This window comes from Streptomyces rimosus subsp. rimosus (assembly GCF_000720725.1).
Lineage (GTDB): Bacteria > Actinomycetota > Actinomycetes > Streptomycetales > Streptomycetaceae > Streptomyces > Streptomyces rimosus_A.
Genome location: NZ_JOCQ01000059.1, coordinates 87,671 through 100,952 on the forward strand (window position 1 = coordinate 87,671; position 13,282 = coordinate 100,952).

At 74.2% G+C, this 13,282-nt stretch carries 8 protein-coding genes and 1 pseudogene; 8 read left to right on the forward strand and 1 reads right to left on the reverse strand.

The window, feature by feature from the left end:
- The first annotated feature begins 231 nt into the window (after positions 1 to 231).
- The 8 genes and pseudogenes from IH45_RS0127190 to IH45_RS1000000145465 all read left to right on the forward strand — a co-directional run bounded on the left by IH45_RS0127190 (position 232) and on the right by IH45_RS1000000145465 (position 12,967).
- The gene (locus IH45_RS0127190) at positions 232 to 2,442 is read left to right on the forward strand and encodes an ArnT family glycosyltransferase (protein WP_050515210.1); all 2,211 of its coding nucleotides are present in this window, start codon (positions 232 to 234) and stop codon (positions 2,440 to 2,442) included.
- A 127-nt stretch (positions 2,443 to 2,569) separates the two neighbouring features.
- Positions 2,570 to 3,862, forward strand: a complete 1,293-nt coding sequence (locus IH45_RS0127195; protein ID WP_030673855.1) for a M20 family metallopeptidase — start codon at positions 2,570 to 2,572, stop codon at positions 3,860 to 3,862.
- 47 nt (positions 3,863 to 3,909) lie between these two features.
- Positions 3,910 to 4,758, forward strand: coding sequence for an SDR family NAD(P)-dependent oxidoreductase (locus tag IH45_RS0127200; protein ID WP_050515211.1), 849 nt, complete (start codon positions 3,910 to 3,912; stop codon positions 4,756 to 4,758).
- A gap of 47 nt (positions 4,759 to 4,805) precedes the next feature.
- Positions 4,806 to 7,268 (forward strand): penicillin acylase family protein, encoded by a 2,463-nt coding sequence (locus IH45_RS0127205; protein ID WP_234440694.1) that lies wholly within the window; start codon positions 4,806 to 4,808, stop codon positions 7,266 to 7,268.
- Between the two features lie 161 nt (positions 7,269 to 7,429).
- Positions 7,430 to 8,398, forward strand: a pseudogene (locus IH45_RS0127210) (RNA polymerase sigma factor); the annotation flags it as partial.
- Between the two features lie 216 nt (positions 8,399 to 8,614).
- Positions 8,615 to 9,328: a hypothetical protein gene (locus IH45_RS0127215; protein ID WP_030673867.1), complete on the forward strand. Its 714-nt coding sequence runs from the start codon at positions 8,615 to 8,617 to the stop codon at positions 9,326 to 9,328.
- Positions 9,325 to 10,089 (forward strand): hypothetical protein, encoded by a 765-nt coding sequence (locus tag IH45_RS0127220; RefSeq protein ID WP_030673870.1) that lies wholly within the window; start codon positions 9,325 to 9,327, stop codon positions 10,087 to 10,089. Before IH45_RS0127215 ends, IH45_RS0127220 begins: the two co-directional genes overlap by 4 nt.
- A gap of 7 nt (positions 10,090 to 10,096) precedes the next feature.
- Positions 10,097 to 12,967: a CHAT domain-containing protein gene (locus tag IH45_RS1000000145465; protein ID WP_050515212.1), complete on the forward strand. Its 2,871-nt coding sequence runs from the start codon at positions 10,097 to 10,099 to the stop codon at positions 12,965 to 12,967.
- Positions 12,968 to 12,982: 15 nt separating this feature from the next.
- Here the strand turns inward: IH45_RS1000000145465 and IH45_RS0127230 are convergent, their stop codons facing one another.
- Positions 12,983 to 13,186 (reverse strand): hypothetical protein, encoded by a 204-nt coding sequence (locus IH45_RS0127230; protein WP_030673876.1) that lies wholly within the window; start codon positions 13,184 to 13,186, stop codon positions 12,983 to 12,985.
- Positions 13,187 to 13,282: the final 96 nt, after the last annotated feature.

Sequence of the window (13,282 nt, forward strand, 5' to 3'; positions counted from 1 at the left end):
GCAGGATTCGCCATTCCGCTTCCTGGCTTCATGTTTCTCTCATCTTCGCGTGACACGGTGGGGCGGCGTGCTCGCGACGGCATCGGAACCCTGTACGTACGCACCTTTTTCCCGGCGGGAAGTCCCGCTGTTCCGCTGCCGTTGCCGCCGGTAATGCGCCGATCCCCCGAATACCGGCTCCACCGTCGCCCTGCGGTGCCCCTACCACCCACCGTTCACGGGAGAGACCCCATGTCCGCCACAACCTTCGTGGACCGGCCCCGCGCGCTCCAACGCCCGCACGCCCGCTGGCAGTTCTGGCAGACGCCGGCCGGCCGGCCGCGCTGGGACCGGCCCGCGCTCCTGGGCATCGCCGCTCTCGCGGCCCTGCTGTACGCCTGGAACATCACCGGCAGCGACTACGCCGGCTACTACGCCGCCGCCGTCCGCAGCATGTCGGAGAGTTGGAAGGCGTTCCTGTTCACGTCCTTCGACCCCGGTTCCACCGTCACCCTGGACAAGGTCGGCGGATTCCTGTGGCCGCAGGCGCTGTCCGCGCGGATCTTCGGCTTCAGCAACTGGGCGCTGACGCTCCCGCAGTGCGTCGAGGGCGTCGTCACCGTCCTGGTCATCCACCGCACCGTACGGCGCTGGCGCGGCCCGGCGGCCGGGCTGCTCGCGGCCGGCGTGCTGACGCTCACCCCCGTGGCCGCGTCGATGTTCGGGCACGCGCTGCTGGAGGCGCCGCTGACCATGTGCCTGGTGCTGGCGGCCGACCAGTGCGCGCGGGCGATGCTCAGCGGCCGGCTGCGGCCGTTGCTGCTGGCGGCGGTCTGGGTGGGGCTGGCCTTCCAGGCGGCCATGATGCAGGCGTGGGTCATCGTGCCCGCCCTGGCCGTCGCGTACTTCGTGGTCTCCCCGGCGGCGCTGCGCAAACGGCTGGGTCACCTGCTGACCGCGGGCGCCGTACTGTGCGCCGTCTCGCTGTCCTGGGTCCTGTTGATGACCGTCGTACCGCAGGATTCACGGCCGTACGTGGACGGCTCACGGAACAACAGCGCCCTGTCGATGGTGTTCGGCTACAACGGCTTCGACCGGCTCGGCTCGGGCTGGAGCATGGACGCCGCCAACAGCGTGCAGGCGGGTGCGGCCAAGGGGCAGGGCGGGGCGGCGCGGGGCGGAGGCGCCCAGGCCGGTTCCGGTGCTGGTGCCGGTGCCGGTGCCGGTGCCAAGACGATGGGCCAGTCGGCGGGCCGGCCGGCGGGCCAGTCGGCGGGCGGCGACGGGTCGCAGTTGGCGGTGGGCGCCCCCATCAGCGGCTGGCTCAAGCTCTTCCGCGCGCCGCTCGCGCAGCAGATCGGGTGGCTCTTCCCGCTCGCGCTCTGCGCACTCGTCCTCGGCTTCGTCACCCGCCGCAAACAGCCCCGTACAGACCCGGTGCGCGGCGGCTTTCTTCTGTGGGGCGGCTGGCTGCTGACGGCGGCCGCGGTCATGAGCGCCATCAACGTCCCGCACGCCACGTACATGTCCGCCCTGGCGCCGGGTCTCGCGGCGCTGTCCGCCGCCGGGGTCGTCACACTGTGGCGCGCCTACCGCAAGGGGACAAGCGCCAGGGCCGGAGGGCTACGGGGAGGGCTCCGGACATGGGCGCTGCCCGTCACCGTCGCCGTACAGGCGGCCTGGGCAGCCCACCTCGTCTCCGGCCACGCCGACTGGGTGCCGTGGCTGATCCCCCTGATCGCCGTGACCGCGCTCGCCGCGCTCGGCCTGCTGGCGTACGGCGCCGTCCGCGCCCGCCGCGAGGAGAGCGGGCCGAAGGGAAGTGACGGCCAGTCAACTGGTAGGACTCGCAATCGACTTCACCGCATCGGCGCCGCCGGGCTGATCGCAGGCTGCCTCACCATGGCGGCCGCCCCCGCCACCTGGTCGCTGTCCGTACTGGACCCGCGGTACACCGGCTCCGCCCACTCGGCCTCCGCGGGCCCGCAGGACGTGACCATCGGGACCCCTGAGCACCTGACGGACGCCCAGCGCAAGATCCTCGACTACGTGGAACGGCGCAAGGGGACCGCCGGGTACACCTTCTCCGCTGCGCTGCTCTCCGCCGAACCGTACATCCGCCTCGGCGGCTCCGCCGTCCTGCCGCTCGGCGGGTTCGCGGCCGGGACCGAGCCGGTCACCCTGGCGACGTACCAGCGACTGGTCGCGTCCGGGAAGCTGCGCTTCGCGCTGGTCGGCAACCGCAGCACCGCGGGTACGTCGGAGACGGCGCGGATCAACCGGTGGGTCCGGTCGGCGTGCGAGAAGGTCGACCCGGCGGCGTACGGCGGGGAGACGGGAAAGGGGGCCGGACAGCCGCAGGCCGGAGCCGGACAGCCGCAGGCCGGGGCCGGACAGCCGCAGGCCGGGGGCGGTGCGAACCAGAGCCTCTACCGCTGCGCTCCGGACGACGTACGGGGCTGACCGGTATTCCCCCCGCTTGCCCCGCCGTGCCCCTCTTGACCCGTACGCGAGCCTGCCAGCACAGTACGGAGGACCGTCCGGTCAGACCGATCTCGCGGCCTCGGATGCGGGGGCGTTGGAGGGTGCCGTGCACAGCAGCCCGAGCCTCGTGCCGTCGGACCCGGACGCCGGGGCCGCCCGTACCGGCGGTGTACCGGACGTGGACGCACCGGCTGCCGTGGCCTTCGCGCGGGACCTCGTCCGGCTGCGGACGGTCAACGCCGATGGCGCCACCGCCGTCGAACAGCCCGCCGCCGACCTCGTCTCCCGGCTCTTCACCGCGTTCGGCTGGCCGCACGAGGTGACCGAGGTGGCGCCCGGCCGCCCCAACGTCGTCGCGGTCGTCGAGGGCGGCGGCGGGCCGGGCCGCACCCTGATGTTCGAGGGGCACACGGACGTGGTCACCGAGGGCGACCCGGCGGCCTGGTCCGTCGATCCGTACGGTGCCGAGATCCGGGACGGCAGGCTGTGGGGCCGGGGCGCCGCCGACATGAAGTCCGGGGTCGCGGCCATGGTCTACGGGGTACGGGCGCTCCAGCAGGCCGGCCCCTTCCCCGGCCGGATCGTCCTCGGCGTGCTGTGCGACGAGGAGGGCCTGATGCTCGGCGCCAAGGCGTTCGCCGCCTCCCCGGCGGCGGCCGGGGTGGACGGCGTCATCGTCTGCGAGCCGGAGGGCTACGAGGTGTGCACCTCGGCCCGCGGCGGCATCCGCCTGCGGCTCGCGCTGCGCGGGGTGATGGCACACGGCGCGATGCCCCAGGAGGGCCGTAACCCGCTCGTCGCCGGCGCGCGCGTCGTCGCCGCGCTCGCCGGGGCCGAGGAGTGGGCCGTACGCCGGTACGGGACCCATCCGCACGCCGGGACGGTGACCGTCACCCCGACGGTGCTGCACGGCGGCGACCCCGACCAGCTCAACGTCATCCCCGCCCACGCGGTGGTCGGCATCGATGTGCGGACGATTCCCGGCACCGACCACGCCGAGCTGATCGGGCACCTGCGGCAGGCGGCCGAGGACGCCGCGGCGGGCGTGGGCGTCACCGTCGGGCTGACCGTCGTGGACGACCGGCCGGCCATCGAGACCGACGTAGGCCACCCCGTCGTCACGGCGCTGGTGGCCGGTCACCGGCAGGTGCACGGCAGCGCCCCGTCCTTCGGCGCGGTCCCCGGCACGACCGACGGGACGATACTGACCCGCGACGCGGGCCTGGTGACCGTCGTCTACGGGCCGGGCGGCAAATGGATCGCCCACCAGAAGGACGAGTACGTCGAGGTGCGCGAGATCGGCGAGTACGCCCGGGTGTACGCCGCGGCGGCCCGGCACTTCCTCGGCGGAAGCGGCGCGCGCCCCGAAGACGCCCGCCCCGAAGGCGTCGGCGCATGACGGTGGCGGGACACGGAAGCCGAACGCATCGGCCGAAGGAGCAGGCGATGGAGCACGCGACGGAGCAGGCGGCGGAGCGCGGAGCCGGCCCGGCGGTCGAGTACGCGAAGCTGTTCCGCCTGGACGGGCGGCGCGTCGCGGTGGTGGGCGGCGCCGGGGGCATCGGCCGGGAGGCGGTACGCGCCCTGGCCGCGCACGGCGCCGAGGTGATCGTCGCCGATCTGGACGCGGCCGGTGCCGAGGCGGCCGCGGAAGCCGCCGCCGCCGAGCCGCCGGCCCCCGGCAGCCGTAACGGCACCGCGACCGCCTGCCCCCTCGACGTGCTGGACGAGGACGCGGTACGGGCCGCGGTGGACCGGTGGGGAGCCCTGGACGGGCTGGTCGTCACCACCGGCGTCAACGTGCGCAAGCGGATCACCGACTACACCGCCGCCGAGTTCGACCGGGTCATGGGCCTCAACCTGCGGGCCGCCTTCACCCTCGTACAGGCCGTCGCCCCCGCCATGGCCGAGCGCGGCCGGGGCAGCGTGGTCGGCCTGGCCTCCATGCGAGCCTTCCAGGTCGAGCCGGGGCAGAGCGTGTACGCCGCCTCGAAGGCCGGGCTGGTGCAGTTCCTGCGGACGGCCGCGGCGGAGTGGGGGCCGCACGGCATCCGGTTCAACGCGGTGGCGCCCGGCGTGGTCCGCACCCCGCTCACCGACCAGATCGCCGCCGATCCGCACTGGTACGACGCGTACGCCCAGGCGTCCGCGCTGCGGCGCTGGGCCCGCGCCGACGAGATCGCGGGCGCCGCGGTCTATCTCGTGTCCGACGCGTCGACCTTCGTCACCGGGAGCGTGCTGACGGTCGACGGGGGCTGGACGGCGGTGGACGGCCGGTTCGAGCCGTCGCTCTGACGGCGGCCGGTCCGGCGTACGGCACATCGCGACCCCCACGGAGCCCCATGCCACCGCACGGCGACAAAACCACCCCCACCGACAACCAAACCCCTTCGGACAACGCCACCCCCTCCGAGCACACCACTCATGACCGCACCACCTACGACGTCCCCGGCCTGGCCGCCCCCGTCGAGATCCGCGTCGACCGCTGGGGCGTACCGCACCTGTACGCCGCCTCCCAGGACGACCTGTTCCTCGCCCAGGGCTTCAACGCCGCCCGGGACCGCCTCTTCCAGATCGACCTGTGGCGGCGGCGCGGCCTCGGCCTGCTCTCCGAGGCGTTCGGCGAGAGCTGCCTCGAACACGACCGGGCGGCCCGGCTCTTCCTGTACCGCGGCGACATGGCCGCCGAATGGGCCGCCTACGGACCCCGTACGGAGCGCATCACCAGCGCTTTCGTACGCGGCGTCAACGCATACGTGGCGCTCTGCCGGGCCGACCCGGCCCACCTCCCACCCGAGTTCGCGCTGCTCGGCCACCGGCCCGCCTACTGGGAGCCCGCCGACGTGGCCCGCATCCGCAGCCACGGCCTCTACTACAACCTGGAGCAGGAGGTCGCCCGCGCGCTGACGTTGCGTGATCACGGCCCCGCAGTCGAGGACCTGCGCCGGGCCCGGGAGCCCGCGCACATCCTGCGCGTACCGGAGGGCCTGGATCTGTCCCTCATCCCCGACGACGTGCTGCGGGTCCACCGGCTGGCCACCACCCCGCCATGGGAGGACGGCGGCCCGCGCCAGGGCCCGGACGGCAGCAACAACTGGGTGATCGGCCCGTCCCGTACCGCCACCGGCCGGCCGCTGCTGGCCAACGATCCGCACCGCGCCGTCACCCTGCCCGCGCTGCGCTACCTCGCGCACCTGTCGGCCCCCGGCATCGACGCCATCGGCGCGGGGGAGCCCGCGCTGCCCGGCATCTCCATCGGCCACAACGGCCGCATCGCCTTCGGGCTGACGATCTTCCCCATCGACCAGGAGGACCTGTACGTCTACCGCACCAACCCGGACGCGCCCCGCGAGTACCGCTACGACGGCCGCTGGGAGCCCATGACCCGCGTGACCGAGACGGTCCCGGTGCGCGACGGGCGGCCGGTCACCGTCGAGCTGTGGTTCACCCGGCACGGGCCGGTGATCCACGAGGACCCGGAGCGCGGCACGGCGTTCGCCGTACGGGCCGCCTGGCTCGGCCCGGGCATGGCCCCGTACCTGGGCAGCACGGAGTACCTGACGGCGGAAGGCCCCGACGCCTTCGTGGCCGCGCTGCGCCGCTGGGGCGCGCCCGGCGAGAACCAGGTCTACGCCGCCCCCGACGGGACCATCGGCTGGCAGCCCGCCGGCCGCGTCCCCGCCCGGCCGAACTGGGACGGCACGCTGCCCGTGCCCGGCGACGGCCGCTACGAGTGGGCCGGCTTCCACCCCGCGGACACGCTGCCGTCCGTACGCGACCCCGGCCGGGGCTGGTTCGCCACGGCCAACGAGATGAACCTCCCGCCCGGCTACCCGAACGACCGGCGGACGATCACGTACGACTGGTACGCGCCCGCCCGCCGCGACCACATCGCCGCGGAACTGGACGCCCGCACCGGCTGGACCGTCGCGGACTGCGTCCGCCTCCAGACCGACTGCTCCAGCCCGACCGCCCGCCGCATCCTGCCCCTGCTGGACGGTGTCACCAGCGACGACCCGGCCGTGAGCTGGGCGGTGGACCGGCTGCGCGCCTGGGACGCGCGGCTGGTGCCCGGCTCCGTACCCGGCGCGCTCTTCGAGGTCTGGTACCGGCGGCACCTGCGCCCGGCCGTACTGGAACGGGCGCTGGCCCGCCTGCTGCCCCCGGACCGGCGCGCCGCGGCCCTGGCACGCGTCCTGCCCGCCGGCGAAGCCGCCACCACCGACCCCCGGATCGATCTCGACCTGCTGCTCACCCCCGGCGACCGGCTCGGCCCCGCCCCGGACCGGGTCCTGCGTACGGCCGTCCTCGCCACCCTCCCCGGCGCGCTCGCCGAACTCGGCCGGCTCCTCGGCCCGGACCGCGCCCGCTGGACCTGGGGCGCGCTGCACCAGGCGGAACCGCGGCATCCGCTCGCCGGGTGGCCGATGGGGCAGCGGGCCCCGGAGTGGACCCACGCCGGGCCCGCGCCGCGCGGCGGCAGCGGCGACACGGTCAACGCCACCTCGTACGGCACGGACTTCCGGCAGGCCGGCGGGGCCACCTTCCGGCTGGTGATCGACGTCGGCGACTGGGACGCCTCGGTGGCCATGAACGCGCCCGGCCAGTCCGGCGACCCGGGCAGCCCGCACTACCGCGACCTGTTCGCGGACTGGGCCGCGGACCGCGCCTTTCCGCTGCTGTACGGCCGCGCGGCGGTCGAACGGCACACCACCCGCGTGATCACCCTGCGGCCCGCCGGCGGACCGCCGCCGGAAAAGCGTGATTCAGATCACGGGAATTACCGTGTAACAAACCATGGGTAAGTGCGCGATGAATAAAGAGGTGCTCGCCGTGCACCTTGCCTATGTGTATCGAGAGGTTCCTCGTGTCACTCACCTCGGCCATCACGCGACCGCAGGAAATAACCGGGTCCCCGGCTCCGCACGACGTACCCGCCGACGGTACGGCGATCGAGGCGGCCGGCGGATTCACCCTGTCCCACGGTGACGAGGGGGACGCGCCGGCGCAGCAGGTCGCCGGCGTCGGGGCCTCCGCCGACCCGGTCAAGGACTACCTCAAGCTGATCGGCAAGGTCCCGCTGCTCAACGCCGAGCAGGAGGTGGAGCTGGCCAAGCGCGTCGAGGCCGGACTGTTCGCCCAGGAGAAGCTGGACACCGGCGAGCCCGCCGGCCGGCTCCGCCGCGAGCTGGAGATCCTGGTCGCGGACGGCGCCCGCGCCAAGGAACACCTCGTCGAGGCCAACCTGCGGCTCGTCGTCTCGCTCGCCAAGCGCTACACGGGGCGCGGCATGCTCTTCCTCGACCTCATCCAGGAGGGCAATCTCGGGCTCATCCGCGCCGTCGAGAAGTTCGACTACGTGAAGGGCTTCAAATTCTCCACGTACGCCACCTGGTGGATTCGCCAGGCCATCACCCGCGCGATGGCCGACCAGGCCCGTACGATCCGCATTCCGGTCCACATGGTCGAGATCATCAACAAGGTGGCCCGGATTCAGCGCCAGATGCTCCAGGACAGCGGCCGCGAACCCACCCCGGAGGAACTGGCCAAGGAACTCGACATGACCCCGGAAAAGGTCATCGAGGTACAGAAATACGGCCGTGAGCCGATATCCCTGCACACCCCGCTGGGCGACGAGGGCGACAGCGAGTTCGGCGACCTGATCGAGGACACCGAAGCCGTCGTCCCCGCCGAGGCCGTCGGCTTCTCCTTCCTCCAGCAGCAGCTCCGCGCCATCCTCGACACCCTGGCCGACCGCGAGGCCGGCGTTGTCTCCATGCGCTACGGCCTCAAGGACGGCCAGCCCAAGACGCTCGACGAGATCGGCAAGGTCTACGGCGTCACCCGGGAGCGCATCCGCCAGATCGAGAACAAGACGATGTCGAAGCTGCGGCATCCGTCGCGGTCGCAGTTGCTGCGGGACTACCTGGACTAGGGGAGGGTTTCCCGGGCTGACGACAGCCCTCCGCCGGACGGCGCACGCCCCCGGAGCACCGGCGCACGGGCGGGGGCCGGCGTTGCCGTTCCCGGCCTGACCGCGTCCCGCGGATCCTAGACTCGATGCGTACGCCCGGCCCGTCAGCGTTGCCGGGGCGTCCACGCGGCCGGGAGGCCGGCGGGCGGGCGTGAGGGCGGGGATCGGGGGACGGTCGTGTCCGGTGCCGAGCGGTTCGTTCAGTCCGCGTTGCGGTTCTGGGAGCAGGGGCGGCGCTTCGAGGACGAGGGGCGGCCGCTCCTGGCCGCCCGGAGTTACACGCGTGGCCTGGGCGGCTTCCTTTCGTACGTGAAGCTGTCGCGGGACGGTCAACTGGCGCCCGCTTACTACGCGTTCGGGGCGCTCGGCAGGGAGACGGCCCGGCTGTGCGCCGCCATGAACCGGCACAGCGCCCTGCAGAACGCCCGCATGGCCCTGGCCGCCTCGCACTTCGCCGACCCGACGCGCGGCCGGGTCGCCCTGGTCGAGCGGGAGGTGTACGACGGCCGTGACCGGACGCTGTACGCGTTGACCCTGGGGCGCCACGACCAGGTGCTCACCGCCGAGATGCGGATCGCCGGCGCCGCGGACGCGCGCGATCTGCTGGCCTCCCTGCTCGGTGACGAGGCCGCCACCCGGCCCAGCGCCATGGGGCTCTGGCCGATCGGCAGCGGCGGCGAGGCGGGGCGGGGCCGCATCGGCTACTGGCAGGACAAGAAGCGCTACATGCAGGCCGTGCTGCCCAGTTGCGCCGGTTTGAGCGAGTTCCGCGAACGTCTTCGTCTGCGGGAGCAGGCCGACGCCTTGTACGCGGAGCTGCACCGGGTCGCCCCGCACTTCGATCCGGGGCCGCGTGACGGACAAGACCGACGGACGTGGAGGCCGGAGTGAGCAAGCACCACATGCGCGCCCCCTTGCAGACGGCGCTCGCCGCCTGGCGGCAGGCGCGGAGCACGGCGAGCAGCGGCGCCCCGCCCCGGCGCACCGGCGTCGCCTATCACCTGGCCGTGAACCGCCTGCAGTTGTACGCCAGCATGCTCCGGGGCGGCCCCAGGCCCCGCGAGGAGGTACGGGACGAGCTGAGCGCCACCTGCCACGCCCTGTCCGTCCTGTGCCGCGAGTCGGTGCCGAAGGTCGCGGCCTCGGGTGCCGCCCACTACGTGGCGGTGCACGCCCGGACCGGCCTGGCCGCCGCTCATCTGGCCGACCCCGCGCGGGGCGAGCCCGGCCGGGTCGGCGCGGCGCTGGACGGCCCCCTGCTGGAGCGCTTCGACCCCGACGGCGCCGGGGACGTGCCGCCCGCCGAACGGATCGCGGCCGCGGCCGATGTCCGCCTGCTGCTCGCGTCGGTGATCGCCGACCGGCCGCCCGCCCGCGGCGCCACGGGCGCGCCGTGGCGTATCAGCGAGGACGCGGGCAGTGGCTTCCGGGCCGTATACCGGGACCGGCGGCGTTTCCGCCGTGCCGTGCTGCCCAGCTGCGCGGGCCTGGAGCCGCAGGCCGAGGCGCTGCGGCTGGGTGGGGAAGGGGTACGGTTGCACGCCGCCCTGGCGGCCGTGCTGCCCGGGCACCGTACGGAACTCGCGTCTGCGCAGCGGCAGTTGGCAGAGCTGTCCCGGCTGTTCGGGGTGGCTGCGCCGACGGTGGAGTGAGGCGGCGGTGTCCCAGTGGGCCCAGGCCCTGGGCGCCCTGGGCGCGCTGGTCATGGGAGTGTTCGGCGGCGCCAACTGGCGCTTCCCCTTCCTGGAGCGCCACCGCATCTTCGGGCTCGGCTGTGGCTTCCTGACCTGGGTGGCCGCCGAGTTCGGCGTACCGCGGGCCGACCGGCCGCCCTGGTACGAGCCGGTGGGCGCCGCCGCGATGCTCCTGGCCGGCGCGGCGGGTCTCCACCGGGGCCACCAGTGGCACCGCCGCGGCCACGACAGCGGCGACGACGGCCCGCAGCACGCCGCCGAAGGCGCCGCGAACCTGCGCCTGTACTTCAAACGGGACACCACGGCCACCCTGGACGCCGCCGTCGACGCCTTTCGGCTGGCCATCCGCGACACGGTGGGCAGTGGTCCTCACCTGCGCCATCACGCCGACCTGGTGAAGGCGCTGCGCATCCGTTACGAACGCCTCCGGAACCGCGCCGACCTCGACGACGCCGTACGGGTGGGCCGCGGAGCCCGCTCGCTGCGCGGCCCGAAGGCACATCGCGCGCTGCTGCTGACCGAGCTGAGCACAGCACTGCGCCTGCGCCACGAGCACACCGGGGCCTCCGCGGACCTCGTACAGGCCCGGGCCTGCGGAAGGTCCGCCCTGGCCCTCCTCCACGACCGGCACCTGTACTTCCCGCTGTGCAGCTCCCGCCTCAGCGCGGTCCTGCTCAGCTCGTACGAACACAGCGGCGACCCGCGCGACCTCGACGCCGCCCTGGCCCGGATGCGGCGCGGCATCGGCTCAGCGGCCGAGCGCGGCTACACCCGTAAGGCCGACGAGATCCGGCTCTGCTATCTGCTCACCGTGCGCGGCCGCACCGCCGGAGACCCGCATGACCTGACCGAGGCCGTGGCCCAGGGGCGACGCACCCTGGAACGGCTAGCGCCGGCCGACCCCCTGTACCCCTCGTGCCTGCACCACCTGTCCGTCGCGCTCCGCGCCTCCCACGACCTGCCCGCAGCCGGTACGGACGAGCCCCCGGCCCGGCCGCGAGCCGCGCACCGTACATACCGCATCAGAAGCTCCGACCCACCCCTGGAGGAGGCGGAGGCTTTCGCCCGGCAGGCCCTGCTGCGGGTCGCGGACGACGTTCCCGAGGGCGCCCGCTACCACCTCAACCACGCCCTCGTCCTCTACGGCCTGCACCGCGCCGAGCCCACAGCCGACCGCCTGGAGCGGGCGCTGAGGGCCGCGCGCGCGGCGGCCCGGCACTCCACGGCCGAGGTGCCGACGCGGGTCCGGGCCGGGCTCGTGCTCAGCGACATCGCCGCGGGGGAGGGGCTGCACGCCGAGGCGGTCACGGCGTACGAGGACGTGATCGGGCTGCTGCCGCGCCTGGCGTCGCACGAGCTGAACCGCGCCGACCAGGAACAGCAGATCGTGCGCTGGCCGGGCATCGCCCGGGCGGCCGCCACCAGCGCCCTGGAGGCCCACCAGCCCGCCCGGGCCGCCGTCCTGCTCGAACACGGCCGCGGCGTGCTCCTGGCCAGGACCCTCGCCCTGCGCACCGACCTCGGCGCGCTGTGCACCGCGCACCCCCGCCTCGCCGACGAACTGGAGGACGTACGCGGACAGCTCACAGCACCCCTCCCGGCCCCGGACACGGGCGGCGGCCACCTCACGGGCCGCGTTCCGGGAAGCGCCGCCCGTGGTCCGGAACTGCTCCGGCAGACCCGCCGCGAACAGGAGGAGCGCTGGGAACAGCTGCTGGAGCGCATCCACGAACAGCCCGGTTTCGAGGACTTCGCGCGCCCGCCCACCGCCGCCCGGCTGCGCGCCCAGAGCACACGAGGCCCGATGATCTACCTCAACGTCACCGGCCGGCGCTCCGACGCGATCGCCGTCACCCCCGACGGCATCCGCTCGGTGCCGCTCGACACCACCCCCGAGGAGGTCGAGGCACAGGCCCGGGAGCTGCACGGATGCTTCGCCCCCGGGGCCGTCGCCGACGTCCGGGCGCAGGACCCGGCCTATCGCGTGCTGGGCTGGATGTGGGACACGCTGGTCGCCCCCGCGCTCGACGCGGCCCTGCCGCGGCAGGCGCCCGGGGGACCGCTCCCGCATGTGTGGTGGGTGCCCACCGGGCCGCTGGCCGCGCTGCCGCTGCACGCCGCCGGACACCACCGCGAGGGCGGCCCCGCCTTGATCGACCGGGCGGTCTCGTCGTACACGCCTACGGCACACGCTCTGATGGCGGCCCGCGCACGCCCCGGCCCACGGGCCGGCCAGGACAGCCGGCTCGTGGTCGCCGTGCCCGCGCCACCGGGTGCGCCCCCGTTGCGCAGCGCCGCGCGCGAGGCGGAGTTCGTCCGCGGTCGGGCGCCCGGTGCCACCACCCTGCTGGCGGATACGCAAGCCGTACGGGAACGCGTACTGGAGGAGCTGCCGCGGCACGCCTGGGCGCACTTCGCCTGCCACGCCGTACCCGATCCGAAGACCCCCTCACACAGCCGGCTGCTGCTGCACGACCACGCCCGCACGCCGCTGACCGTGGGCGACATCTCCGCCCTCGACCTGCGCGGCTCCCGGCTGGCGTACCTGTCGGCCTGCGAGACCGCGGTGGCCGGGCCCCGCTACCGCGACGAGGCGATCCACCTGGCCTCCGCCTTCCAGCTCGCCGGGTTCCCGCACGTGATCTCCACGCTGTGGCAGCTGCCCGACCGCGCGGCGTACGTCCTCGCCCAGGAGATGTACCAGGCACTCGAAACCCATCCGGCGGCGGGCGAGGGCGTGGCCGCCGCCGTCCACGCGGTCACCCGCCGGGCCCGCCACGAGATGTTCCCGCGCCTGCCCGGAGTGTGGGCGGCCCTGGTGCACGTCGGCCCCTGACCGCCCGTCCCCGGGTCATTCCTCGTCCGGCGCCTCCTGGGCCTCCGCTGCCACGGGAAGCGGCTCGTGCGTGGAACGGGACGAGGCGCTCGCGGGGTCGGCGGGCGCGACGGAGGGCTCCGCCACCCCGTCGTCCGGCGCGTGCCCGCGCCCCTCGGAGGCATCCGCCTGCTGCAACTCCCGTTCCCACGGGGTCAGTTCGCTGTCGTCGGCATCCATCGGTGCTCCGTAAGTTGTTAGGCGGCCCGGGAGGGCCGGATGTGGCTGATCGGTGCTTGCCTTCTGTGGCTCCCAAGGAGTGGCCGTCCGGCTCTC